The organism is Brevundimonas sp., assembly GCF_051860745.1.
Lineage (GTDB): Bacteria > Pseudomonadota > Alphaproteobacteria > Caulobacterales > Caulobacteraceae > Brevundimonas.
This window is the reverse complement of sequence record NZ_JBHYDN010000002.1, coordinates 178,762-204,645: the sequence shown is the minus strand read 5'-3', so window position 1 is coordinate 204,645 and position 25,884 is coordinate 178,762. Positions and strand designations below refer to the sequence as shown.

Here is a 25,884-nt window from a genome sequence, read left to right as displayed (position 1 = left end):
GCTTAAGATTGGTTGATTTTTGGACAGTCTTGTCCATTTATGCGTCGTCCTCCCGACGCCCTTTCGAGTCCCCCATGACCCTGTCGCCCGCCCACAAGAAACGTCTGCCCCTGATCGTCGCCGCGGTCGCGGCCCTGGCGCTGGTCATCGGCGGCGTGGTCTGGTGGCAGGGCAAGCAGCGGTGGGAGGCGACCGACAACGCCTTCGTCGCCGCCGACACCACCGGCGTCAGCCCCCAGATCGACGGCTATGTCGTCGAGGTGCTGGTGGCCGACAATCAGCGGGTGGCGCCGGGCCAGATCCTTATCCGACTGGACGACGCCGACGCCCGCGCCGACCTGGCCGAGGCCGAAGCCAATCTGGCCGCCGTGATCGCCGCCGTCGGAAACGTCGACGCCCGCGCCACCCAGGAACAGGCCGTCATCGCCTCGCGCGCCGCCGGCCTCGCCCAAGCCCGCGCCCAGGCCGATCTGGCCGCGCAGCAGGTCGACCGCTACGGCAAGCTGGCGGAACAGGGCTGGGTGTCGCAACAGCGAATCCAGAGCGAGCGGGCCGGCGCCCGAACCGCTCGGGCCTCGGTCGCCGAGGCCGAGGCCGCCTTGGTCGCCGAACAGCGTGCCGCGGGGGTGCTGGGCTCGACCCGCACCCAGAGTCTGGCCGCCGTCGACGTCGCCCGCGCACAGGTCGAACAGGCCCGCATCGCGCTGGACCGCACCGTCATCCGCGCGCCGGTCGGCGGGGTGGTCGGCGCACGGGGCGTGCGGGTTGGACAATTTGTGCGGCCGGGCGGGCAGATCCTGTCGATCGTGCCGCTGGGCGACGCCTATGTGGTCGCGAACTTCAAGGAGACCCAGCTCGACCGCCTGCGCCTCGGCCAGACCGTCGAGATCAGCGCCGACGCCTTCCCCGGTGAGCGGCTGACCGGCCACATCGACAGCTTCGCCCCCGCTACGGGCTCGGAGTTCGCCCTCATCCCGGTTGAGAACGCCACGGGCAATTTCACCCGCATCACCCAGCGCATCCCGGTGCGTATCCGCGTCGATCGGGCGGGGGCGGCGGCCCTTCGGCCGGGCCTGTCGGTCGAGGTCAAGGTCGATCTGAAAAGCCGCGGCGGTCTGAATTTCGCCGAGGCCGCCACCGATCCGGTGATGGTCGCCGCCGTCGCCGCCCCGGGCGTCGCGGTCCGGTGACCGCCGCCGCGCCGTCGGTTCTGGCCGCGCCCGCTCCAGCACCCGAGATCAACTGGACCTTCCTGCTGCTCGGCTTCGCCGGGATGGTGATCGGCCAGTTCATGGCCATTCTCGACATCCAGATCGTGGCTTCGTCCCTGCCGCAGATCCAGGCCGGGGTCGGCGCCTCGGCCGACGAGATCAGCTGGATCCAGACCGCCTATCTGATTCCCGAGGTCGTGATGATCCCGCTGTCCGGCTATCTGTCGCGGCTGTGGGGGACGCAGAAGGTCTTTCTCGTCTCCTGCGCCGGCTTCCTGGTCATGAGCATCGCCACCGGCATGTCGTCCTCGATCGAGGCGATGATCTTCTTCCGGGCGCTGCAGGGCTTTGTCGGCGGGGCCATGATCCCCACCGTATTCGCCGTGGCCTTCACGGCCTTCCCGCCCGAAAAACGGGTCACGGCCAGCATCGTCATGGGATTGATCGTCACCCTGGCGCCGACCGTCGGCCCGACGCTGGGCGGGCATCTGACCGAATGGCTCAGCTGGCGCTGGCTGTTCTTCACCAATGTCATTCCCGGTATGCTGGTACTGTTCCTGGTCGGCCGCTACGGCAATTTCGACAAGAGCGATCCGTCGCTGGCCAAGGGCTTCGACTGGGCCGGGCTGGGGCTGATGGCGACCTTCCTGATGAGTCTGCAATTCGTGCTCGAGGAGGGGGCAAAGAACGACTGGTTCACCGACGACATGATCCTGCTGCTGGCCGTGGTCGCCGCGATCACCGGTCCGGCCTTCATCTGGCGCTCGCTGAGCTACCGCAATCCGATCGTCGAGCTGCGCGCCTTCACCAACCGCAATTTCCTCGTCGGCGTGGTGATGACCTTCACCGTCGGCGCGGCCCTGTTCGGCGGGACCTTCCTGCTCCCGGTGTTTCTCGGCCGGGTGCGCGCCTATTCGGCCTCTGAGGTCGGGACGACCATGGTCGTCTCCGGCCTGGCCATGTTCCTGACCGCCCCCTTCGCCGGGCGGCTGGTGCGCACGGTCGACCTGCGGCTGCTGATGTTCGGAGGCTTCATGATGTGCGCCTGGGGCATGTGGGACGCGCGTCTGGTGACCGAAGACTGGGGTTTCTGGGAGTTCGCCGGGGTGCAGGCGGTGCGCGGCTGCGGCGTCATGCTGGCCATGATCGCTGCCCAGCAGGTGACCATGTCGACCCTGCCGCCGGAAATGGTCAAGAACGCCTCCGGCCTGGTTAATCTGAGCCGCAACGTCGGCGGCGCCTTCGGCCTGGCGATCCTCAACACCTCTCTGACGCAGAACACCGCCCTGCATATGAGCGAGCTGACCCAGAACATCCCGGTGACCAGCGCCGGGATGCACGCCATGGTAGCCGGAATGCAGGAGCGGTTTGCGGGCTCGGTCGATCCGGCCGGGGCGGCGATGAAGGCGGTTTACGGGATGCTCTATCGGCAGGCGACCACCCTGGCCTTCGGCGACGCCTTCGCCATGCTGGCCATCGCCTGCGCCTTCGCCGCCGTCGTCACCCTGCTGTCGCGACCGGTCAAGGCGCCGGCGGGCGCTCCGCCGGTGGAGGCGCACTGATGTCGCGCGCGGCCGGCCAGGTCGACGAGACCAAGACCGAGGCCATTCTGGAGGCGGCGTCAGCGCTGTTCGCGGAGAAGGGCGCCACGACATCCATGGAGCAGATCGCGCGGCGGGCCGGGGTGGCGCGCCAGACCCTCTACAACCGCTTTCCCAACAAGTTGGAGATCGGCCGCGCCCTCGCTGCCCGCCGCTCCGACGCCATCAGCGCGCCATTGCGCGCCGGGGGCGATCCGGAAACGGTGCTGACCGCGCTCGCCGCCGGCCTGCTGGACAAGCTGTGCCGCGCCGATGCGGGAGCGTCCCTGCGCGGTGTGGCCCTGATGTCGCCCGAGCTGCCGGAACTGGCGGACGCCATCTATGAGGCGGGTCCGGCGGAAGGGTTGCGCCGGCTCTCGGCCTGGCTGGCCGAACAGGACAAGCTCGGATTGTTGGCCGTTCCTGACTCCGACGCCGCGGCCGAGATGTTTTCAGGCATGGTGCTGGGCTACGGGCATCTGCGCGGCGTGCTCGGCGTGGCCCAGCCGCCGTTCGACCTCGACCGCCGCGCCGCCGAGGCCGCCCGCCGCTTCCTGCGCGCCTTCGTCCCCTGATAGCGGTCCCGTGACGGTTGGCCTCGGCCGCCAATCGGCCTAGACCGCGCGCAAATCGTACCGGAGTCCCCACCATGCTGATCCATCTGTCGTCCTGGCCCGAGATCGACGCCCGGCTGAAGACCACCAAGACCGTGGTCGTGCCAATCGGCTCGAACGAGCAGCATGGGCCGACCGGCCTGCTGGGCACCGACTGGATGTGCCCCGAAATCATCGCCCACGCCGCCGAGAAGCAGGACGGGAGCCTGATCGTCGCCCCGACTTTCAACATCGGCATGGCCCAGCATCACCTGGCCTTCGCCGGGACCATCTCGCTGCGCCCCTCGACCTTCATGGCCGCCATCACCGACTGGGTGTCGTCGCTGAGCCGGCACGGCTTTGACCGGATCTATTTCCTCAACGGCCACGGTGGCAACACGGCCACCATCGAGGCGACTTTCGCCGAAATCCATGCCGAATGGAGCTTCGTCGAGGAGCAGCCGCCCTTTGTGCTGAAGCTGAAGAACTGGTGGGACCTGCCGGGGGTCAACAGCCTGTGCAACCGCATCTTCCCGACCGGCCACGGCATGCACGCGACGCCGTCCGAGATCGCGGTGACCCAGGCGGCTTATCCGGACCACATCAAGACGGCCGCCTACAGCCCGCAGATCGCCCCGAACGGCCCGATCCGCGACGCCCTGGACTATCGCGCGCGCTTCCCGGACGGCCGGATCGGCTCGGACCCGGCCCAGGCCAGCCCCGAGAAGGGCCGGACCATCATCGACGCGGCGGTTCCGGCCCTGCTGAAGGATGTCGCCGACTTCTCGAACGAGGTCTTGCCCGAGGTCTGAAACCGGCCCAAGGCATGGGCCATGACCCAGTTCGACAAAGCCATCAAGGCTGGCCGCCGCCTGACCCGCGACGGCGCGCGCGCGGCCAGCACCGCCCTGTCCGGCGGCGAGATGCTGCAGGCCGCGGGCGACGTCATCAACGCCCGGCTGGAGATCATGGCCGCGGGCATGGTTGATCCGCGCAAGGCCGACCTGACGGAACTCTCGCTGATGAGCTCGGAGAAGGTGGAGGCCCTGTCGGCCTCCGCCTCGGCCGTGGCGAAGACATTCGGCGACATCGGCGGCCGTCTGGGCTCGGGCGTCATGACCGAAGCAGGGCATGCCTCGAAGGCCGCTGCCTCGATCGCCACCGCCGCGACCCCGGCGGCGGCGATACAGGCGCAGTACAGCTACGCCGTCGGCTGGTGGAGCCGGGCGGCGGCGCAGATGCTGACGCTGAACAGCGCCATGCTGAAGGGCCAGGCTGAGGCGATGCGCCCCATCCACCGCACCGCCGTCGCCAATGCGAAGCGGCTGAAGAAGTAGTTCTCCCTCCCCCGAAGTGGGGAGGGACGGCGAGGCGCAGCCGAGCCCGGGTGGGGAGGTGTGACGCATCCACCGTCCGGGCTTGCCGCTACAATTCCCCACCCTGTCGTCGCTTCGCGCCGACATCCCTCCCCATGAAGGGGAGGGAGAACGCAACTCGTTACCTGAACGGCGGCTCGTCGAACGCCCGCAGCTTGCGGGAATGCAGGCGCGAGCCCTCGGCGCGCAGCAGGTCGATGGCGTGGATGCCGATCTGCAAATGCTCCGAGATGGAGCCCTCATAGAAGCGGTTGGCCTGTCCCGGCAGTTTGATCTCGCCGTGCAGGGGCTTGTCCGAAACGCACAGCAGGGTGCCGTAGGGGACGCGGAAACGGTAGCCCTGGGCCGCGATGGTGGCGGATTCCATGTCGATGGCCACGGCCCGGCTCTGGTTGAAGCGCAGGGCCGATTTGGAATAGCGCAGCTCCCAATTACGATCGTCGGTGGTCACCACCGTGCCGGTGCGCAGGCGCCGCTTGACCTCCTCGCCCGGCGCGCCTGAGACGATCTTGGCGGCGTCATAGAGGGCGCGCTGGACCTCGGCGATCGAGGGGATCGGAATGTCCGGCGGCAGCACCGCGTCCAGCACATGGTCATCGCGCAGATAGGCGTGGGCCAGCACATAGTCGCCGATGCTCTGCGACGGCCTCAGGCCGCCGCAGTGGCCGATCATCATCCAGGCGTGGGGCCGGGTTACCGCCAGGTGGTCGCAGATGGTCTTGGCGTTGGACGGCCCGACTCCGATGTTGACCAGGGTGATGCCCGCCCAGCCCGGCGCCGTCAGGTGATAGGCCGGCATCTGGTGCTTCTTCCACGCCGCATCCATGACCGCCGTCTCGGGATTGGGCGTGTCGCGCGTAATCTCGATGCCGCCGGCGCAGACAAGTTTCTCATAGGCGCTGTTCGGGTCCTGCAACTGGGCGCAGGCCCACCGCACGAACTCGTCGACGTAGCGATTGTAATTGGTGAACAAAATATAGGACTGCACATCCTCGACCGGGGTGCCGGTGTAGTGACGCAGCCGGGCCAGCGAGAAGTCTGTTCGCAGGCCATCGAACTGGGCGAGCGGGAAATCCTTCGTCAGGTCGAACATGCCGTCGGAGATTTCGTCGCCGATGTGAGCCAGATCCGTGGTCGGGAAATAGCGGGCGACGGCGGCCGTCTGGCTGCGGTCGAGGGCGACGTCCGAGCCGTCCATCACATAGGGGAAAGGAATTTCCTGCTCCGACGGACCGACATCGAAGGTGGCGCCGTAGTCAGCTTCCAGCAGGCTCAGCTGTTCCGTCAGATAGGGGCGAAACAGGTCAGGGCGGGTGATGGTCGTCGAATAGACGCCGGGCCGCGAGAGGCGGGCGTAGGCGCGGGTGGCGAGGTTCTGTGGCCGTTCGCCGAACCAGCTGACCCGTAGCTCCGGATAGGAGAACAGGCCCTTGGCCCGCGCTTCCGGATCCGCGCGTTCGCCGGTCCGGAGAAAGGCCCCCACCGCGGCGCGCAGGTTGGAGACGGATTGGCTGTAGAGGGCTTCGAGGCGGTCCAATGCCGCCTGTGCTGTCATCGTTTCTGTCATGGCCTCCTCTAGCGGATGAACATGACCTTGGCGAGACGGCAACGCTTCGCATTCTTTGGGGCGCTATGTTCGCGACACGGTCGCTCGCGGGCTTGAGCGCGTCAGCTTAGCTCGCGCAGGAGGAAGGCCGTGGCGTCGTCGAGGACCGGAGCCTTCTTGCGGAACAGCGGCGAGAAGGTCGAGATCAGGTCGGCGTGGTTGAGGCCGGGATAGAGTTTGCTCTCGCAGCGGCCGCCGACCGCGCGCATGCGGTCGCACAGGATGGTGGTGTCCTCGGCGTGGACGATGACGTCGGCCGTCCCGTGGCCGAGCCAAAGCGGAGGCGCGTCGGCGCGGGCGAAGGTGACAGGCTGGGTCAGGGTCGGGTCGGTGACACGTCCGAAGGCGTTGACCGAGGCGGGAACATCGAACGGCAGGAAGTCATAGGGGCCGGCCAGACCGACGGCCGCCTTGATCAGGCCGGGGGCGCCGGCGGCCGCCATATAGCGCCGGTCGAGGGTGATCATGAGGGCCAGGTGGGCCCCCGCTGACTGACCGATCACGCCCAACCGCGCCGGATCGCCGCCGTACTGGCCAGCGATCTCGCCGACCCTGGCCGTCGCAAGGGCCGCGTCCTCGATGAAGGCCGGGAAATGCACCTGGGGGACCAGCCGGTAGTCCGGCAGGGCGACGACGAAGCCGCGCGCCGCCAGCGCCTGCGCCGCCCAGGCGTAGTGGGTCTTGTCGCCGCTGTCCCAGCCGCCGCCGTAGAACAGGACCAGCAGCGGCCAGGGCCGCTCCCGGACCATGGTGGGGACGAAGACGTCGAACGTCTGGCGCGGATCGTCGCCATAGGCGATGTCGCGGGCGGCGCGGCGCACGCCGCCGTCGCGCGGCCCGAACGTATTGAGCAACGCCAGCGGCGAACAGGCGGCGGCGAGCAGTCCGAGCGCGGGGGCGAAGAGGCCTCTTCGGGTCATGCGGTCCTTGAGGGCGAGTACGGCGACAGGCCCCAAGATACGCACGGAACCCGCGTTCGGCTCAACCTATCGCGCAGACGAGATCAGGGCCCCGCAGTTGGCGTCCTTGGCCAGACCCGGATCGACGAAGGGCAGCAGGGCGACCAGCGGATTGATCAGTGCGCCCAGCGCCGCGCCAATGCCGATCTGTCCCGCTATCGCGCCGCCCTCGATGCCGACTTTCGGGGCGGTCAGGGGCCCGACGACGGTGATCGGTGACCAGAGCCGGATCAGGCGCGGCTGTTTGGTCTCGCCATCGATGCGCAGATTCATCGTCTCGGCGCCGAGGTTGATGGTCCCGGTCCCCTTGGCGATCACCGGAGTGGTGTCGATGACGAAGGTCCGCGCTGTCGCAATGCCGCGGCGCACCGTAAAGTCGGCGACCGCGCAGCGGATTTCCGATGAGCCCTCGTCGCCCGACAACAGCCGGCCCAGACCGGCGGTGACATTGATGCCGAGCAGTTCGGCGAAGGCCGAGCGCATCCGGCCCTGCGGCACCACCAGGCTGATGGTCCCGTTGGAGTTGGCGGCGAAATCATGCACCGAAGCCCCCGGACCCTCGAGTTTCGCCCGGCCAAGAGCGGCGCCGGTGACCGTCGGGGCCCCGTCCCGGGCGGGCACGATGGATTCGAGCGGATAACCCCTCAGGCGGAAGTCGGCGGTCGTATAGGGGATGTCCCTGTTGGCGTTGATCCGCGCGGTTCCGTTCAGCGAGCCGCGATTGAAGTCGAAGGACACGGGATCGAGCTTGAGGATGCCGTCCTTCAGATCGGCGCCGAGGTCGACCTGGCGGATGTCGAGCTCGTTGCGCTTCACCCGCGCGGCCCGGTAGCGCAGCGTGCCGTCCATGACCCGCAGCCGTTCGACATTCAGCGCGGCGGTCGGCAGCAGTTTCGCCCCGGCGCCCGAACTCACCACCGTGTCGCCGCTCGCCGTGACGGTCGGCGTGCCGCCGAGGACGGTCGCGAGGTCGTCGATGTCAAGCAGGCGGGAACGCAGGTCCGCATCGACCCGGCGCCGGTCGCCGACCTTGTCGATCTTCAGATCGCCCGACAGGTCCGAGGTACCGACCCGCCCCGAGAAGTCGTTGAAGGTGAACAACTCATCGTCCCGCTTCAGCGTCCCGCTGAGCCGATAGGGCGGCGTGTTGGGGGTGGTGATGCCGGTCAGAAGGTACAGATCAGCCAGATCGCGGCCCCGCAGGCTGAGCGTGGCCGTGAACTGGCCGAGGTCGAAGGGTCGGGTGATCGAGCCGTCGGCGATCAGGGTCGAGCCGACGCCCGACAGCTCGGCCTTGAAGGCATAGGGACGGTCACGCCGGATGTTGATGAAAGGACCGCCGCGGACTTCGAGCCGCAGGGGCGTTCCATTCATCGTGCCCTGACCGTCGAGGTGGAACCCGGCCAGTCCGTCCGTGCCTTCCCGCGCCGAAATGGTCGCCATCAGGGTCATGTCGCGCTTCTGCTCATCCAGACTCAGCGTGCCGTCGCGGATGACCAGATGGTTGATCAGCGGGATCTTCATGCCCTGGTCGTCGGCCCTGGCGGGATCGAGTATCCAGCTCAGACGGCCGTCCTCGGTGGCGATCAGCACGACTTCAGGCTTCGTTATGATCAGGCTCGGCATCTCGATCCGGCCGGATATCAGGGCGCCCAGCCGAACGGAGGCCTGAAGGTCGGCGACCTTCAGCGTGTCCTGCTCGAGCGCCCAGTCCGGACCGCCGATGCGCAGGCCCCGCACCTGCGCCGAGGGAGCCCAGCTGAACAGGTTGATGTCCAGGTCGCCGTTGAGCTCGATCTCGCGGTCATATTCGGCTGAGGCCCAGTTCCCGATCGGGCCGCGCAGCCAGTTCCACTGGAACAGGGCGAGGAAGAGCACGAACAGGGCGAGAATCAGGAAGGTCCCGCCGGCGGCGATCGCCTCAGGGCGGCCCGGCCGGCGCAACCCGCCATAGACCGGGTCATGGGCGACGACCCAGTCCCGCCGCTCGCGCGCCCAGGCGCCGGCGGGGACCAGGGCCCGGTCGCGCACGACCAGCCAGTTCGGATTGTCTTTCAAGAGGTTGAGCAAACCGGAACTCCGTCGAACCCCTGACAACGCGTGAACGCGGCGGTTGGCGCCATCACGCGCAACGAGAAGGGCGCGCCCGTCGCCGGACGCACCCCCTGTCGATCGTCGTTTGGGCCGGCGCTACTCGGCCGGGTTCAGATATTTGTCCAGCCAGCCGAACACCTCGGTGTGCCACTGGCGGCTGTTGGCGGGTCTGAGCACCCAGTGGTTCTCATTGGGGAAGACCACGAGCCGGCTTTCGATGCCGCGCCGTTGCAGGGCGGTGAAGGTCGACAGGCCCTGGGCGGTGGGGATGCGGTAGTCGAGCTCGCCCTGGATCACGAGCATCGGGTCGCGCCAGTTCCGCACATGGTTGGCCGGGTTGAATTCCTGGTAGGCGCGCGGATTGTCATAGGGCGTGCCACCGTTCTCCCACTCGGTGAACCACAGCTCCTCGGTGGAATAGCCCATGCCGAAGGTGTCGAAGACGCCGTCGTGGTTGACCAGGCATTTGAACTCGCCCGCCCAGTTGCCGGCGATCCAGTTGACCATATAGCCGCCGTAGGAGGCGCCCAGCGCGCAGGCGTTGTCGCCGTCGAGGAAGGGATAGCGTTCCTGGGCGAAGGCCCAGCCCTTCTGCAAATCCTCCAGCGGGCGGTCGCCCCAGTGCTCGCTGATCGAGTCGGTGAAGGCCTGGCCGTAACCGGTGGAGCCATGGAAATCGATCATCACCACCGCATAGCCGGCCCCGGCGTAGGTCGAGGCGTTCCAGCGGTAGGACCAGCTGTTGCCGAACGAACCCTGCGGTCCGCCGTGGATCAGGAAGGCGACCGGGTAAGTCTCGCCCTCGACATAGCCGGCCGGCTTGATGACATAGCCGTGCACCGTCTCGCCGTTCCAGCCGGGGAAGCTGAACTGCTCCGGCTCGCCGAAGGTCTCGGCGTCGAGCGACGGGTTCACATCGGTGATCCGGCGCGGCATTTCGCGGCCCCGGAAGGTCTTCACGAACAGCTCGCTGGGCCGGGTCAGGGTGTCCTGGGCGAAGACGAAGCCGGAGGGCGTTTGCTGGAATGCCGAGACGTGGCCCTCGCCGGTGATCGGAAACACGGAGCCGCTGGTCACGTCGACGGCGAACAGCCGGGTCTGACCGACGTCGCCGGCGGTGGTGTAGAGCGTCCGCCCGTCGCGCGACCACTGCAGGGTGTCGGCCGACCGGTCCCAGTTCGCCGCGATCTGGCGGGTCTGGCCGGTGGTCATGTCACGCAGGAAGATGGCGTATTTGTCAGCCTCGAACCCGGGCCGGGCCATGGCGCGGTATGCCATGGTACGACCGTCCGGTGAGAAGACCGGGCCGGTGTCCCAGGCGTCGTTGTCGTGGGTCAGGTTCTCGAAGGTCCCGTCGCCGCTGAGGCCGTTGGTGCGCCAGATATCGAAATTGGTGCTCCACGGCTCCGACTGGCCGGCCACCCGCGCCGAGAAGACGATGGACTGACCGTCGGGGGCGAAGGTGAACTCGCTCTCGTCGCCGAAGGGTTTGGAAGGGGTGTCGCCGTCGAAGCCGCGCGTGACCATCACCGGCTCGCCCGAGCCGTCGGCGTTGACCACGAACAGATGATTCTGGGTCCCGTCTCTCCAGGTGTCCCAGTGGCGCACGAACATCCGGTCATAGACCTGGCCGGTCGACGGATCGTCGGCCACGGCCTTGGTCCGGTCGACGGTGCAGGCCAGGTCGGCGCAGTCCGGGAAGACCGCCAGCGACACCACGACCTTCGAGGCGTCGGGGCCCAGCCGATAGGCGTTCACGTCCAGCGGCAGGTTGGTGACCTGAACGGGGCCGGTCCCGTCGGCGGCGGCGCGCCAGACCTGGCTGGAGCCCGAGCGACCCGAGAGGAAATACAGACTGCCATCCGAGCCCCAACGAGCCGTGTTGGCGCCGCCCTCGTTGATGGCCAGTCGCTGCGGCTCGCCCGGAGCGTTCAGGTCCATCATGAACAGGGCGCCCGAGCGGCGGTTGGCGTCGACGTCGGTGGCGGTCACCGAATAGACGACCCGGCCCCCGTCCGGGGATACCTGCGGATCGCCGAGCCGGTTGAGGGCGATCATGTCCCGCCAGGTGAAGGTGTTGAGATCCTGGGCCGCGGCGGCCGTGGCGTCGGCAGCCACCACCGGCGGCGTCTCGGCCAGGGCGGGGACGGCGGCGAGCAGGGCCAGGGCGGCGCAGGCGCCGGTGAGCAGGGAACGATGACGCATGAGCAGGTTCCTATCGACGAAGACGCGGATCAGGGCGCTGGCGTAGCACCGCCAGACCACAGGCGGAAGGCGTTCAGGGCGCGGGCGCCGGGGCGGTATGGCCGGCGGTCCAGTCCAGAATCTCCTGCTGCCAGTCGACCCAGTTGCGCGGCTTGAGCACCCAGTGGTTCTCGTCCGGCACATGGACGAAACGGCTTTCGATGCCGCGGCGTTGCAGGGCCGAAAAGGTCCCAAGTCCCTGTTCGACCGGGACACGGAAGTCGCGCGAGCCGTGCAGGACCAGCATGGGTCTGGTCCAGTCGCCGACCCAGGTGTTGGGGCTGAACTCGCGATAGAGGTCGGCCCGCTCCCACGAGGGACCGCCGAACTCGGCGATGAAGGTGGCGATGTCCATGGCGTTCATCAGCTGGCCGACGTCGAACACACCGGCGTGGTTGACCAGACAGCGCCACGGCTGGTTCCATTTGCCGGCGATCAGATTGACCATATAGCCGCCGTAGGAAGCCCCCAGGGCGCAGGCGCGGTCGCCGTCGATGAAGGCGTTGGAGGCGAGAGCCGCCTCCCAGCCCATGCGCAGATCCTCCAGCGGCCGGTCGCCCCAGTGGTCGTTGATGGAGTCGGTGAAGGCTTGCCCATAGCCGGGCGAGCCGTGGAAATTGACCATCACCACCGCATATCCGGCGCCGGTGTAGATCTGCGGGTTCCAGCGATAGCTCCAGCCGTCGGTCCAGGGCGATTTCGGCCCGCCGTGGATCAGATAGACCGCCGGATAGCGGCGACCCTCGACATAGCCGGCCGGTTTGAACACCCAGCCCTGCACCGCTCCGCCGTTCCAGCCGGCGAAGGTGAAGGCTTCGCCCTCGGGCAGATCGGTTCCGGACAGGACGGCGGCGTTGTGATCGGTCAGGGCGCGCGGCGCCTCCCCCGAGGCGTCGACGATCTGGGCCGGGCCGCCGAAACCTTCCCGCGACAAGACCAAACGGCCCCCGGCCTCGTCGAAGGCGGCGACCGTGCCCTCGTCGGTGACGGCGCGGACGACGCGGGTGCGGATGTCGATCTCGAACAGCTTCTGCTGGCCGTTCTCGGCGGCGACGGCGTAGAGCGCCCGTCCGTCCGATCGCCAGCGCAGGGCGCCGGGGCCACGGTCCCAGCCGGCGGTCAGGGGGTGGGGGTCCGAGCCGTCGGCATTGCCGATCATGATCACGGCCTGGTCGCCGAACACGTTCTCGCGCCGCCCCGCCAACCAGGCCAATTGGCGCCCGTTCGGCGAGAAGACCGCATTGGTGTCCGGCGCCGGATTGGCCTCCGTCAGATTGACCGCCGGCCCACCCTCGATTGAGGCGCTGTAGAGGTCGAGGTTGTTGGTGAAGGCCTCGGTCCGGCCCTGCATCTGGGTCGCGAACACGATGCGGCGGCCGTCTGGCGAGATGACGAACTCGCTGTCGTCGCCCTGCGGTCGGGAGGGGGTGTCGCCGTCGACCCCGAGCATCAGATCGCGCGGCTCGCCGGCGGCCAGTCCAGAGCCGTTGAGGGGCAGGGCGAACAGATGGTTGCGGCGGCCGTCGTGCCAGCTGTCCCACGGACGCAGCGGCAGGCGATCATAGGTCCGAACGGTCGAAACAGAGGCGGCCTGGGCCTTGAGCCGGTCGCGGGTGCAGGCAAGGTCGGGACAGTCGACGAACACGGCCAGGGCCACGACCAGCGACCGCCCGTCGGGCGTGAGGCGGAAGGCGGTGACGTCGACCGGCAGGGTCGTGACCTGCACCGCCGCCTGGCCCTCGCGGTCCATGCGCCAGACCTGACTGGAGCCGCCGCGTGAGGAGAGGAAATATATCGACTGGCCGTCCGGAGCCCAGCGCGCGCTGGCGACGCCACCGTCGGACGCCGCCAGCCGCCGCGGCGGGCCGTCCGGCTCGATCACCCAGCCGGAGCTGACGCCCCGGTTGCCGGCCCAGTCGGTGGCGCGGACGGTATAGAGAACCCGGCGGCCATCGGGTGACAGGCGGGGGTCGGCGACCCGCTCCATCATGGCCAGCTGGTCGGGACTGAGTCCCCCGGCCGCGGTCGGCGCGACCACCGGTCCAGCCTCGGCCGGCGGGGTCTGGGCCGAGGCCCCGCCGCTGATTCCCAACGCCAGCGCAGCTGCGCCGACCAGAAGCCCTGTCCGCATCGTCATCCGCCCGCCCCCTGTTTGAGAGGTCAGACTTAACACGGCGGCCGCGTCCGCCAAGCCGCTTGCCGTGCGCGCCGCAAGCGGCGACAACCGGGTCGAATGACAGAGATCGTCGCCCTCTCGCCGACACGCCCGGAACCGCACATCTGCGACGTGCTGATCGCCGAGCGCGCGCCGCGTCTGACCCGGTCGCTGTTCTGGCCGGTCATCCGGCCGGTCCTTTACAAACTGCTCAACTATCGCGCCGCGGTGCGGATGGCTGACGCGGTCCGTCCGCTGACTGGCGCCGAGGCGCTCGACTATATGAGCGACCTCATGGACCTGCGGGTCGCGGTGATGAATCCCGAGCGGATCCCGGCCAGCGGGCGCTGCATCATCGTGGCCAACCACCCGACCGGCATCGCCGACGGGATCGCCGTATTTGACGCCATCCGCGCGCGCCGGGCCGACGCCGTCTTCTTCGCCAACGCCGACGCCCTGAGGGTTTCGCCCCGGCTGGGCGAAGCCGTCATCCCGGTCGAATGGGTGGTGGCCAAACGCACCCGCGAGAAGACCCGGGCCACCTTGCTGGCCGCGAAGGAGGCCTTCGTGGCCGAGCGGTGCGTGGTCATGTTCCCGGCCGGGCGGCTGTCCCGGGTCGCGCCGGACGGTTCCGTCACCGATCCGGAATGGGCCGCAACGGCGGCGTCGCTGGCGCGCAAATACGGCGCCCCGGTCGTGCCGATCCATGTCGCGGGGCCCAACTCCACCCTGTTCCACCTGTTCGACCGGGTATCTCAGGAGCTGCGCGACATCACCCTGTTTCACGAACTGCTGAACAAGAAGAAGACGGCGTTCCAGCTCAAGGTCGGCAGACCGATCCCGCCCTCCCGGCTCGATATCGACTCGGTCAAGGCGACCTACGGGCTGAAGGCCTTCACCGAGCGGGTCCTGCCCAGCCAGCCGGACGCCGACTTCGCATGAGCGGCGGACGGGAATGGACGCTGCCGGACGCCGGGGCCACGACCCGTCTGGGCGCGGCGATCGCGCCGCGGCTGGCGCCGGGCGAGACGGTGCTACTGTACGGCCCGCTGGGCATGGGTAAGTCGACCCTGGCGCGCGGCCTGATCCGGGCGATGACGCGGCCCGACGAGGACGTGCCTTCGCCGACCTTCACCCTGGTGCAATTCTATGAGAGCGCGCCGCCGGTGGCCCATTTCGACCTCTACCGCCTGACCCGCCCCGAAGAGGCGGCGGAGATCGGGCTGGACGAGGCGCTGGACGAAGGCTGCGCCGTGATTGAATGGCCCGAGCGGCTGGGCGACGATCCGGCGAGCTGGCTGGGGCCGGACCGCCTGACGGTGACCCTGGCCGAACAGGGCGACGGGCGGCTTGCGACCGTTTCTGGCGTAGGGGCGTGGGAAGCCAAGCTGAAGGATCTGCATGTCCGACCGTGAGCTGCAACGCCTCGACTTCCTCAGGACGGCCGGCCTCGCCGACGCCGTCCGCGAGCCGCTGCCCGGCGACGCCTCGACACGCCGTTATGAACGGCTGACCACGCCGTCCGGCTCGACCCTGATGCTGATGGACCAGCCGCCGGCGGCAGAGTCCCAGCCCTGTGACCCGAACTGGAGTCCCGCCCAGCGCCACGCGTCCGGCTGGAACGCCGTCGCCCGGCTGTCGGCCGGCCGCATCGAGGCCTTCGCGGCCGTAGCCGAACATCTGAGAACTCTCGGCCTGTCCGCCCCCGAAATCGTCGCCGTCGACGCCGCCTCCGGTCTGGCGGTGCTGGAGGATTTCGGCGACGATCTGTTCGCCCGCGTGATCGAGGCCGGCGCACCGGAAGAGCCGCTCTATCTCGCCGCTGTCGAGGCGTTGGCGACCTTGCACGACGCCCCCACGCCCGACGTACTGACCGGCCCCGCGGGCAACTGGCCGCTGCTGGCCTATGACGAAACCGCGCTTCAGGGCGGCGCCGACCTGTTCGTGGAATGGATCCCGAAACTGAACCCGGCCCTTGTCTTCGACGCCGCAGCCATCGACGCGTGGCGCGCCGCCTGGGCTCCCGTCACAGCCCGGGGCGCGGCCGGGGCCACGGTCATGGCGCACCGGGACTACCACGCCGAAAACCTGATCCGGGTGTCCAGCAGGAGGGGCGCCGGTCTGGTCGGACTGATCGACTTTCAGGACGCCGTGCGGGCCCACCCGTCGTGGGATCTCCATTCCCTGTTGCAGGACGCTCGCCGCGACGTACCCGCGGCGCTGGAGACGCGGGCGCTGGATCACTATTTCGCCCTGCGTCCGACCACCGACCGCGAGACCTTTCTGCAAGACTACGCCGGTCTGGCGGCATTGAACGAAGCGCGCATCCTCGGCGTCTTCGCCCGGCTGATCGCCCGCGACGGCAAGCCGCGCTATCGGGCCTTCATGCCGCGCATGTGGGCGCATCTGAACGCCAATCTGAAGAAGCCGGGGCTTGAGACGGTCGCCGCCTGGTTCGATCGCCACGTCCTCGCCGGACTGCGCGGATGAGCGGCGCTCCCATGACCGCCCCAAAGACCGCCATGGTCCTCGCCGCCGGGCTCGGCACGCGGATGCGACCCCTGACCGACGACCGGCCCAAGGCCCTTGTCGAGGTCGCCGGACAGCCTCTGATCGACCATGTCCTTCGCCGATTGGGCGAGTCGGGCGTCGAGCGCGCCGTCGTCAATGTCCACTGGTTCTCCGACCGGCTCGAATCCCACCTCGCGGCGTGGGCGGGCGGGCCCGAAATCCTCATCTCCGACGAGCGCGCTGAACTGCTGGAAACGGGCGGCGGCCTGAAGAAGGCGGCGCCGCTGCTGGGCGCCGATCCGGTCTTCGTGGCCAATATCGACAGCGTCTGGACCGACAACGGCGCACCCGGCGACAGCGCCCTGAATCAACTCGCGCGCCTGTGGAATCCGTCAATCATGGATGCCGCCCTTCTTCTCGCGAGACGCGAGGGCTCCATCGGCTTCGAAGGCGGTGGCGATTTCTTCCTCGCCGACGACGGCCGGCTGACCTTCCGGGGCGAGGCGGCTGAGGCGCCCTTCGCCTATATGGGCGTCCACATCTGCCGGCCCGACTATGTCGCCGACGGTCCCGAGGGCCCCTTTTCCCTGAGCGGATTCTGGCGTCGGTCGGCGGCGGCGGGCCGCCTGTACGGCTGCGTGCTGGACGGCGACTGGATGCACGTCGGCGACCCCGAAGCCCGCGACGCGGCCGAGGCGAAACTGGCCGGCGGATGACCGCGCGCTTCGATCCCTTCGCCGCGCCAGGTCCGCGCTGGTATGCGATCGAGGCGCAGCGACCCTTTCTTGACGACCTCGCCGCCGGGGTGCTGGACTGGTTGGGCGAGCATCCACCCGAGACCCTGTCCGACGCCGTCATCCTGCTGCCCAATCGCCGCGCGGCGCGGGCCTTCACCGCCGCCCTGACGAAACAGGCGGGCGGTCGGCCCATTCTGCTGCCCCAGGTCCGGCCGCTGGGCGATCTGGAGGAGGACGAGCCGCCGTTCGCGCCGGGCGACATCGGCCTGGACCTGCTTCCCGCCATCAGTCCCCTGGCCCGCCGGTTCGAGATGGCGCGGATGGTCGCGGCCCATGATCCCCGGGCGGCGGCCTCGCCCCTGTATGCGCTGGAGATGGCCGACGCCCTCGGAGGCTTCCTCGACTCCTGCCAGATCGAAGAAGTCCCGGATATGGGACTTGTCGCCGACCTCGGCGGCGCGGACCTGGCCCAGCACTGGATCGACTCCGCCGCCTTCCTCGCCATCGCGGTCGAGCAATGGCCGGCGCGTCTTGCCGAACTCGGCCTGATGGACCCCGCCGCGCGGCGCACGGCCTTGTTGCGTCGTCTGGCGGAGGCCTGGGACGCCCGGCCGCCCACCCAGCCCCTGATCGTGGCCGGATCAACCGGCACAGCGCCTGCCGCCGCCGCCGTCATCGGCGCGGCGGCGCGCGCGCCGCAGGGATGCGTCGTCCTGCCCGGACTGGATCTGGACCTGTCGGTCGACGCCTGGGACGCCGTGGACGAACAGCATCCGCAAGGAGCGCTGAAAAGGCTTCTGGATCGTCATGGCGTCGCCCGCGACCGCGTCGGCGTGTGGAGGCGGACCGCCCCGACCCCCTCAGCCCGCCGGCGCCTGATCGCCGAGGCGCTCACCCCGCCCAAGGCGACGGCCGACTGGCGCGACACCATCGACGCCATGGCGCGCGAGCCCGGCGATCCGGTCGTCGAGGGAATGGCCGGTCTGACCATGGTGTCCGCCCGCGCCGAGGAAGAAGCGGCCGCCGTCGCCGCCGTCCTGATGCGCGAGGCGCTGGAAACACCGGGAAAGACCACCGCCCTCGTCACTCCCGATCCCCTGTTCGCACGCCGGGTCCAGGCTCGCCTGTCCCGGTGGGGGTTGGAGGCCGATTCCTCGGCCGGAGCGCCCCTGTCGATCACGCCGGTCGGAGTGTTGTTGTCATTGATGGCTGACCTGGTCGGCGAGCCCTTCAGCGGCGCGACCCTTTTGGCGTTGCTCAAACATCCGCTGGTGCGGCTCGGTCTGGACGAGCGGACGCTGGCGGACCGGGCGCGGGCGCTGGAGCTTCACGGTCTGCGTGGGCCTCGTCCCGGCGCCTGGGGCGCCGTCGAGCGGCAGCTGGCGCGTGCCCGTGCACCCCGATTCGAGCGCCCCCGGTCCGAAAACTGGCTGGCCCGGATCGACGAGGGTGAGAGCCTTCTGCCGCCGTTGCGCGCGGCGCTGGATCCGTGGCTGGCGCTGTTCGCCGGAGGCGCCGCGCCTGTCGACGTCGCAGCCACGGCCCTGGTTCATGCCCTGGAGCGAATGACCCGTGATGAGGTCGGAGCGACGGACGCCGCCTGGCGCGGAGCCGACGGCGAGGCGGCGGCGCGGCTGCTGTCCGGTCTGATCACGGACGGGACGGGACTGGAGCCCCTGTCGGGCGCCGATTTCGCCCGCCTGATCTCGAGCCTGGTGACCGCCGAGGTCGTGCGCACTGGCGGAGCGGCCCATCCGCGCCTGTTTATCCTCGGCGCCATCGAAGCCCGGCTGGCGCGGGCGGACCGCATGATCCTGGCCGGAATGGAGGAAGGCGTCTGGCCGCGCGGAGCCCCGATCGACCCCTTCCTGTCGCGGCCGATGCGCAAGGCCCTGGGCCTGCCTCCGCCCGAGCGCCGCATCGGCCTGTCCGCCCATGACTTCGCCCAGTCCGCCTGCGCGCCCGAGGTCATTCTGCTGCATACCGAGCGGCGCGGCGGGCAGCCGTCGGTCAAGTCGCGCTGGCTGTGGCGGCTGGAGACCCTTGTCGGCGGGGCCGGCCACGCGCTGCCCGGCCGGCCCGATATCCTGGCCATGGCCCGTGCGCTCGACGCTCCCGACAACGCACCGCCGACAACGCTCATGCCCGCACCGCGCCCGGCGCCGATCCCGCCCGTCGCCCTGCGTCCGCGCCGTCTGTCGGTGACGCGGATCGAGGAATGGGTGCGGGACCCCTACGCCACCTACGCCCGCTTCATTCTGGGGCTGGAAGCCCTCGCCCGCCCCGACGAACGCGTCGACGCCCGGCTCCGCGGAACCGCCATCCATGCGGCGCTGGAGCAGTTCGCGGTGGCCTGGCCGTCGCTCGACCTTTCCGAAGCCGCCCGGACCTTCGTCGACCTGTATCTGGGTCAACTGCGCGACGGCGGCATGCCCGACGCCGCCCTGGCGCGCGAGGTCGTTCTGGCCCGCAATGTCGCCGACTGGGCGGTCGGCTTCGAGACCCAGAGGCGAGCCGACGGCGCGGCGATCCTGATCGAACAGCGCGGCGTGATGGAGATCGACGCTCCGCGCGAGCCGTTCCGCCTCAGCGCCCGCGCCGACCGGCTGGAGCTGCATGACGGCAAGCTGACAGTGATGGATTTCAAGACTGGCGGCGCGCCCAGCTGGAAGCAGGTCAGGACCGGCTTTTCGCCCCAGCTGTCCCTGACCGCCGCCATAGCCCGCGCGGGCGGCTTTCCCGGGCTGGGCTCCCCCGAACCGGGATGTCTGCTCTATGTCACAGTCACGGGACGCCGCCCGCCGGCGACCGAATTCGACCGCAGCGGCGACGCCCAGAAGAAGGACCCCCAGCCGATCGAGGTCACCGTCGACGAGGCTCTGGAAGGACTGAACCGGCTGATCGGGACCTATGAGAAGCCCGGCCAGGCCTATGTCTCGCGCGCCGCGCCCCAGTTCGCCCAACGCGCCTTTTCGGACTACGACCACCTCGCCCGGGTGCGCGAATGGTCGGTGGCGGATGAAGCGGAGGGCGGCGAATGACGACCGCCCCCCTCATCTCCCCTCAGGCCCGCGCCGCCGATCCCGCCATCAACGCCTTCGTCATGGCAAACGCCGGTTCGGGCAAGACCACGACCCTCGTCGACCGGGTCGCGCGCCTGCTGCTGGATGGTTCGAAGCCCGACGCCATCCTGTGCCTGACCTTCACCAAGGCCGCCGCCGCCGAAATGCAGCGCCGCCTTTACCAGCGCCTCGGCGCCTGGGCCGTGGCCACCGACGATGACCTGCGCAAGGACCTCGGCAAGCTCGAGGCGCGCGACCCGGAGACCTATGACCGGGCCGGACTTTCGCGCGCCCGCGCCCTGTTCGCACGCGCGCTCGAGACGCCCGGCGGGCTGAAGATCCAGACCATCCACGCCTTCTGCGAACAGCTGCTGCGCCGGTTCCCGATCGAGGCCGGCGTGTCGCCGGGTTTCCGGGTCATCGATGACGCCGAGGCTGCGGCCGTATCGGCGATCGCCCGCGAAGCCCTGGCCCGCGCCTCGCTCAGCGGCGCCTATCCCGCCCTGACCGACGCCTATGCGGCCATGAGCGAGACCCTGCACCACGAAGCGTTCGAAGCCATGTTCGGCGTGTTCGAGACGAAGCGAGCCGCCTTGGGCGCCTATGTCGAACATGCCGAAAGCGAGGGCGATCTGGCCGATTTCGTCGCCCGCTCCGTAGGGTTCGATGACGCGACCCAGGCCGACGCAGAGGTCATCGAGGCCGAGGCGGCAGACCCCGCCGCGATCGATGCCGGTCGATGGCTGTGGGCGGCGGAGGCGCTGGATCGGGCAAAAGCGGCCGGCGACAAGGACCGGGCGCGCGAAATCCGCACCTTCGTCGAGAGTGTCCGGTCCGGGACGGTTCGTTTTGGCGACCTCCAGGCCATTCTCCTCACACAAAAGGGGGCGCCGGCGACCTGGTGCGCAAAGAGCGCCGCCGCCAAGGCAGAGCCCGGCCTGTGCGACTGGTTGGGAGAGCAACAGGCGCGTGTGGTCGAGACTGGCGAGCGATTGCGCGCCGCCCATGTGGCCGCGGAGACCACCCACGCCCTGACGCTGGCCGGGACCTATGCCCAGGCCTATGCGGCGGCCAAGACCGCGACCGGCGCGCTGGACTTCGCCGATCTGATCGTCCGCGCGCGCAAGCTGCTGACCCCCGGCGAGGGACCCGGCGCGGCCTGGGTGCTCTACAAGCTGGACGGCCTCGTCGACCACCTCCTGATCGACGAGGCCCAGGACACCTCGCCGGATCAGTGGGCTATCGCCCGCGCGATTGCGGAGGAGTTTTTCGCCGGAGCTGGCGCAAGAGAAGACGGCCGAGAACGGACAATCTTCGTGGTTGGCGATGAGAAGCAGTCGATCTTCTCCTTTCAGGGCGCGGCCCCGGAACGACTTCTCGAGGAAAGCCAGTGGTATCGGCAAAGGGTCGAGGCCATCGGGCGTCCGTTCGAGACGGTCGAACTGCTGCAATCCTGGCGCTCGACGGCTGAGGTGCTTGAGTTTGTGGATCGGGTGTTCGGCACGCCCGACCATGCGCGCGCGCTCAGTCCCGGCCGGGGCGAGATCGGGGACAGGGTCGATGTCGTGGTGCGCCACACGGCCGGACGCGCCGACCGCCCGGGGACCGTGGACCTGTGGCCGGAGGAGAAGGACGCCCCCGCCGAGGACCGCCGCGCCTGGGATGACCCGCTGGACGCGGGCTCGGGGCACGGCGCACGGCGTCGGGTGGCCGAGCGGATCGTCGTGGAGATCCGCGCCATCGTCGAAACCGGCGAGGGCGTCCACGCCAAACGCTCTGACGACCGTGAGGCATGGCGGGCCGCCGACTGGGGCGATGTCCTGATCCTGGTCAAGAAGCGCGGCCCGATGTTCGAGGAAATCCTGCGCGCGCTGAAGCGGTCGGGCATCCCGGTCGCCGGCGCCGACCGGTTAAAGCTGGCCGAGCATCCGGTGTTCGAGGACCTTCTGGCCCTCGGTCGGGCCGCGCTCTTCCCCGAGGACGACCTGACCCTGGCCGGCCTGCTTCGCAGCCCCCTGTGCGACATCGACGAGCAGGGGCTGTTTGATCTGGCCCAGGGCCGCGCCGGCGCCTTGTGGCGGACGCTGCGGGCGCGCGCCGACGAACGGCCGGAATGGACGGCGGCGCGCATCCTGATCCGCTGGTTCCGCGCCGACGCGAAGGTCCGCACGCCGTTCGACCTCTATGCCCGGCTGCTGAACCGTCGCGACGCGCGCGGTCTGACGGTGCGCCAGCGCTTCATGACCCGACTGGGCGGCGAGGCGGCCGACGCGCTCGACGCCTTCCTCGATCAGGCACGGGCGGCGGAGGGCCGGGGAGTCACAGATCTCGAGCGGTTCTGCGCCGACCTCGCCGCCATCAACCAGACGGTCAAGCGCGAGATGGACGAGCCGCGCGGCGAGGTGCGGGTCATGACCGCCCACTCGTCCAAGGGCCTGGAGGCGCCGATCGTCATCCTGCCCGACACCATCTTCTCCGAGCCCAAGGGCGACCCGCTGCTGGAGACCGCCGACGGCGGCTTCCTGTGGTGCGGATCGGGCGACCGGGACTGCGACGTCTCCGCTGAGGCCCGCGAACTGCGCAAGCTGCGCAACAAGGAGGAGTCGTTGCGGCTGCTCTATGTCGGCCTGACCCGCGCGCGCGACCGGCTGATCATTGGCGGCCGCATCGCCTCGAACCGCAAGATCGAGAGCATCGTCGACAAACTTGACGCCTGGTGGGGCCCCGTGGCCAGGGCATTCGACACGATTGACGGGGTGCGACAGGTCGAGACCGCCTCCGGACCCGCCCGACGTTTCGGCGCCGATCCGGTCCGCATGGCAAGGCGGGCGACGGACGCGGTCGCCGCGGGGCCCCTGCCCGGCTGGCTGACCGCGGAACCGGCTCGCGAGGATGCGAACCGGTTCGCCGCGCCCTCGCGCATGGACGAGACCTTGCGCATTCCCGCCCCCTCGCCGCTGGCGTCCACGGCGGGGCCGGGCGCGCCGCTGGGACGGTTCCGGCGGGGAGATCTGATCCACCGGTTGCTGGAACGGCTGCCCGACATTGCCGTGGCTGAACGCCCCGACGCTGCCGTGCGGATGTTGTCTCGCGAGCGAGACCTTGACGAGGATCAGCGGGTCGAGATGATCACCGCGGCCTTCGCGGTGCTGGACGACGCGCGTTTCGCGCCGGTGTTCGGGGTCGGTTCACGGCCCGAGGTGGCCCTGACCGGATCGGTCGGGACGACCCCCGTATCGGGGCGGATGGACCGGCTGGTGGTCACGTCCGACCGGGTGCTGGTGGTCGACTACAAGACCAACCGCCCGGCCCCCGCCCGGATCGAGGACGCAGACCCGGCCTATGTGCTGCAGCTGGCCGTCTATGCTGCGATCCTCAGCGACCTCTATCCCGACCGCGCCGTCGAGGCGGCCCTGGTCTGGACCGACGGTCCCCGGCTGATGGCGGTTCCGCAAGCTATGATGGACGCAGCTCTGTCAGGCTGAGCACGCCATGCGTTGATTTGGGCGGGCCGGCGCCCCACATCGGCTGTCGAAGCGCCGGAATCACCTCATGATGACCGGCCGATCTGGAGAGTACCCCCATGGCCACCGTCAAGGTCACCGACGACAGTTTCGAAGCCGATGTTCTGAAGGCGTCCGTCCCCGTTCTGGTCGATTTCTGGGCCGAGTGGTGCGGCCCCTGCAAACAGATCGGGCCCGCGCTCGAACAGATCGCCGATGAACTGGCCGGCCAGGTGGTTATCGCCAAGGTCAATATCGACGACAGCCCGATGATCCCGTCGAAGCTCGGCGTGAAGGGCATCCCGACCCTGATGCTGTTCAAGGACGGTCAGATGGCTTCGATGAAGGTCGGCGCCATGCCCAAAGGGAAGATCGTCGAATGGCTGGCCGAGGCCGGCATCGGCCAGGCCGCCGCCTGAGGCGTTGCGGGCGTCGCAATCGTAACTTGCCCCGTCCGGTGATCGGTGTTCTGCTCCCGTCCATCGCTATGGATGCTGGAGCGTCATCATGCTGACCGCCGTCCTGTTCGCCGCCACCCTGCTTCTTGACGGAGGGCAGGTCGCCGTTATCGCCGGAACGCCCGCCCCCGCCGAAGTCAGGCCTTCCAGCGCACCTCCTGGACCTGAGGGCGACACCCGTCGCGTCTGCCGGCTGGAACGCGCCACGGGGTCGAATATGCAGCAGCGCGTCTGCCGCGACGTTCCGCGGGCCGGAGTTCAGGATCAGCAGACCCGGGAGTTCATGCGCGCGATGCAGCGGATTCGCTTCCCGGATGAGGGCGCGACCGCAACACCGGGCGGCCCGAACGGCGGCTAGGTCCGGAGGCAGGCCGCCTCAGTCCGGCCAGGTCTCGCGCGCGGCGGCCAGAACTTCGCCCGCCAGATACAACGACCCGCAGATCGTCACCCGGCCGGCCCCCAGCCGCAGGGCGCGCGTCAGGGCCTCCTGAACCGAGGCGCACGGCGTGGCGCCGAGGCCGTGACCGCGCGCCACCGCCGCCAATGCCTCCGGCTCGGCCGCTGCCCCGTCGAACGGGACGGTGAAGACCGCCGCGCCTGACTGGCTGAGCGCCGCAAAGAATCCGCCAGCGTCCTTGTTGGCCAGCATGCCGACGATCAAGGCCAGCGGCCGGGAGGCCTTCGCCTGCCGCTCGGCCAAGGCCAGGGCCAGCGCCGCCCCCGCATGCGGATTGTGCCCGCCGTCCAGCCACAGTTCGGCGTCCGCCGCCTGGGCGGCCTCGCCGAAGGGTCCGCCTGTGAGCCGCTGCATCCGCGCCGGCCAGCGCACTGAACGCAGGCCCTCGGCGATGGCGGATTCCGGCAGGTCCAGTTCGAGGGCGACAGCGATAGCCAGGCCGGCGTTGTCGATCTGGTGCGGTCCGGCGAGAGCCGGGGCCGGCAGATCGAGGAACCGTTCCTGATCCTGAAAGGACAGGCCGCCGCGATCGGCCCAGGCGTCGAAATCCACCCCCATCACCGTCAGGGGCGCGCGCACCGCCCGGGCCGCGGCCTCGATGGCCGCCATGGCCGTCTCGGACTGGCGGGCGATCAGCCCGCGCGCGCCGGCTTTCAGGATGCCCGCCTTCTCCACCGCCACGCCGTGCAGGCTGTCGCCGAGGAATTCGGCATGGTCGAGATCGACCGGGGCGATGACGCTGAGCAGCGGCCGTTCGATGACGTTTGTGGCGTCCAGGACCCCGCCGAGCCCCACCTCGACGATGGCCAGGTCCGCGGGGGTCTCGCTCATGGCGACGAAGGCGGCGGCGGTGGCGCTCTCGAACACCGTCGCCTCGCTGCCCCCAAGGTCAATGACGCCCTCGATGCGGTCGAGGATGGCGTTCAGCGCCTCGTCGTCGATCAGCCTGCCGGCCAGGCGGATGCGCTCGTTGAACCGCACCAGATGGGGCGAGGTGTAGGTATGGACCCTCAGGCCCGCCGCCTCGGCGATGGCCCGGATGAAGGCGACGGTCGAGCCCTTGCCGTTGGTGCCGGCGACATGGACCACCGGCGGCAGCCGGTCCTGCGGATCGCCCAGCCCGGCGCAAAGGACGCGCATCCGCTCCAGCGACAGGTCGATGCGCTGCGGATGCCGCTGTCTGAGCCTCTCGGAGATGGGATCCAAACTAAACTCCGCTCATCCCGGCGAATGCCGGGACCCAGATGCAATGACACGGCCCGTGGCGATGACCACCGGCGTTCAAGCAGGCGACAGCAAGTTCTTCAATCTGGGTCCCGGCATTCGCCGGGATGAGCG

19 protein-coding genes are annotated in these 25,884 nt (G+C 69.4%); 13 read left to right on the top strand and 6 right to left on the bottom strand.

Annotated elements, in window-relative coordinates; all coding sequences use genetic code 11:
• Window positions 1-74: 74 nt before the first annotated feature.
• From ACTIEW_RS03390 to ACTIEW_RS03370, 5 genes are all read left to right on the top strand, one after another.
• The gene (locus ACTIEW_RS03390; RefSeq protein WP_439476503.1) at window positions 75-1,190 is read left to right on the top strand and encodes an HlyD family secretion protein; all 1,116 of its coding nucleotides are present in this window, start codon (window positions 75-77) and stop codon (window positions 1,188-1,190) included.
• Window positions 1,187-2,773 carry a DHA2 family efflux MFS transporter permease subunit gene (locus ACTIEW_RS03385; RefSeq protein ID WP_439476502.1) on the top strand — a complete coding sequence of 529 codons (1,587 nt, stop codon included), beginning with the start codon at window positions 1,187-1,189 and terminating at the stop codon, window positions 2,771-2,773. Before ACTIEW_RS03390 ends, ACTIEW_RS03385 begins: the two co-directional genes overlap by 4 nt.
• The gene (locus ACTIEW_RS03380; protein ID WP_439476501.1) at window positions 2,773-3,366 is read left to right on the top strand and encodes a TetR/AcrR family transcriptional regulator; all 594 of its coding nucleotides are present in this window, start codon (window positions 2,773-2,775) and stop codon (window positions 3,364-3,366) included. The genes ACTIEW_RS03385 and ACTIEW_RS03380 overlap by 1 nt, the downstream gene beginning before the upstream one ends.
• A gap of 74 nt (window positions 3,367-3,440) precedes the next feature.
• Window positions 3,441-4,196: a creatininase family protein gene (locus ACTIEW_RS03375; protein WP_439476500.1), complete on the top strand. Its 756-nt coding sequence runs from the start codon at window positions 3,441-3,443 to the stop codon at window positions 4,194-4,196.
• Window positions 4,197-4,217: 21 nt separating this feature from the next.
• The gene (locus tag ACTIEW_RS03370; RefSeq protein WP_439476499.1) at window positions 4,218-4,721 is read left to right on the top strand and encodes a phasin family protein; all 504 of its coding nucleotides are present in this window, start codon (window positions 4,218-4,220) and stop codon (window positions 4,719-4,721) included.
• A gap of 160 nt (window positions 4,722-4,881) precedes the next feature.
• Here the strand turns inward: ACTIEW_RS03370 and ACTIEW_RS03365 are convergent, their stop codons facing one another.
• From ACTIEW_RS03365 to ACTIEW_RS03345, 5 genes are all read right to left on the bottom strand, one after another.
• On the bottom strand, window positions 4,882-6,327 hold the full coding sequence (locus ACTIEW_RS03365; RefSeq protein WP_439476498.1) for an AMP nucleosidase: 1,446 nt from the start codon (window positions 6,325-6,327) through the stop codon (window positions 4,882-4,884).
• Window positions 6,328-6,428: 101 nt separating this feature from the next.
• A complete protein-coding gene (locus tag ACTIEW_RS03360) occupies window positions 6,429-7,286 on the bottom strand; it encodes an alpha/beta hydrolase (RefSeq protein ID WP_439476497.1) in 858 nt (285 codons plus the stop codon).
• Window positions 7,287-7,352: 66 nt separating this feature from the next.
• On the bottom strand, window positions 7,353-9,395 hold the full coding sequence (locus tag ACTIEW_RS03355) for an AsmA family protein (RefSeq protein WP_439476496.1): 2,043 nt from the start codon (window positions 9,393-9,395) through the stop codon (window positions 7,353-7,355).
• A gap of 120 nt (window positions 9,396-9,515) precedes the next feature.
• Window positions 9,516-11,624 carry a prolyl oligopeptidase family serine peptidase gene (locus ACTIEW_RS03350; protein ID WP_439476495.1) on the bottom strand — a complete coding sequence of 703 codons (2,109 nt, stop codon included), beginning with the start codon at window positions 11,622-11,624 and terminating at the stop codon, window positions 9,516-9,518.
• A gap of 73 nt (window positions 11,625-11,697) precedes the next feature.
• The gene (locus ACTIEW_RS03345) at window positions 11,698-13,800 is read right to left on the bottom strand and encodes a dipeptidyl-peptidase 5 (protein WP_439476494.1); all 2,103 of its coding nucleotides are present in this window, start codon (window positions 13,798-13,800) and stop codon (window positions 11,698-11,700) included.
• Window positions 13,801-13,896: 96 nt separating this feature from the next.
• Between ACTIEW_RS03345 and ACTIEW_RS03340 the strand changes: the two genes are divergently transcribed.
• The 8 genes from ACTIEW_RS03340 to ACTIEW_RS03305 all read left to right on the top strand — a co-directional run bounded on the left by ACTIEW_RS03340 (window position 13,897) and on the right by ACTIEW_RS03305 (window position 24,447).
• Complete coding sequence (locus tag ACTIEW_RS03340; RefSeq protein ID WP_439476493.1) at window positions 13,897-14,760, top strand: GNAT family N-acetyltransferase; 864 nt, start codon at window positions 13,897-13,899, stop codon at window positions 14,758-14,760.
• The gene (tsaE, locus tag ACTIEW_RS03335) at window positions 14,757-15,233 is read left to right on the top strand and encodes a tRNA (adenosine(37)-N6)-threonylcarbamoyltransferase complex ATPase subunit type 1 TsaE (protein WP_439476492.1); all 477 of its coding nucleotides are present in this window, start codon (window positions 14,757-14,759) and stop codon (window positions 15,231-15,233) included. The genes ACTIEW_RS03340 and tsaE overlap by 4 nt, the downstream gene beginning before the upstream one ends.
• Window positions 15,220-16,308, top strand: a complete 1,089-nt coding sequence (gene amgK, locus ACTIEW_RS03330; protein ID WP_439476491.1) for an N-acetylmuramate/N-acetylglucosamine kinase AmgK — start codon at window positions 15,220-15,222, stop codon at window positions 16,306-16,308. The genes tsaE and amgK overlap by 14 nt, the downstream gene beginning before the upstream one ends.
• A gap of 11 nt (window positions 16,309-16,319) precedes the next feature.
• A complete protein-coding gene (murU, locus tag ACTIEW_RS03325) occupies window positions 16,320-17,045 on the top strand; it encodes an N-acetylmuramate alpha-1-phosphate uridylyltransferase MurU (RefSeq protein WP_439476490.1) in 726 nt (241 codons plus the stop codon).
• Window positions 17,042-20,107, top strand: a complete 3,066-nt coding sequence (addB, locus tag ACTIEW_RS03320) for a double-strand break repair protein AddB (RefSeq protein WP_439476489.1) — start codon at window positions 17,042-17,044, stop codon at window positions 20,105-20,107. The genes murU and addB overlap by 4 nt, the downstream gene beginning before the upstream one ends.
• Window positions 20,104-23,613 carry a double-strand break repair helicase AddA gene (gene addA / locus ACTIEW_RS03315; protein WP_439476488.1) on the top strand — a complete coding sequence of 1,170 codons (3,510 nt, stop codon included), beginning with the start codon at window positions 20,104-20,106 and terminating at the stop codon, window positions 23,611-23,613. Before addB ends, addA begins: the two co-directional genes overlap by 4 nt.
• Before the next feature lie 98 nt (window positions 23,614-23,711).
• Window positions 23,712-24,050 (top strand): thioredoxin, encoded by a 339-nt coding sequence (gene trxA, locus ACTIEW_RS03310; RefSeq protein WP_439476487.1) that lies wholly within the window; start codon window positions 23,712-23,714, stop codon window positions 24,048-24,050.
• 88 nt (window positions 24,051-24,138) lie between these two features.
• The gene (locus tag ACTIEW_RS03305) at window positions 24,139-24,447 is read left to right on the top strand and encodes a hypothetical protein (RefSeq protein ID WP_439476486.1); all 309 of its coding nucleotides are present in this window, start codon (window positions 24,139-24,141) and stop codon (window positions 24,445-24,447) included.
• Window positions 24,448-24,465: 18 nt separating this feature from the next.
• Here ACTIEW_RS03305 and ACTIEW_RS03300 read toward each other — a convergent pair whose 3' ends face one another.
• A complete protein-coding gene (locus ACTIEW_RS03300) occupies window positions 24,466-25,752 on the bottom strand; it encodes a bifunctional folylpolyglutamate synthase/dihydrofolate synthase (protein ID WP_439476485.1) in 1,287 nt (428 codons plus the stop codon).
• Window positions 25,753-25,884: the final 132 nt, after the last annotated feature.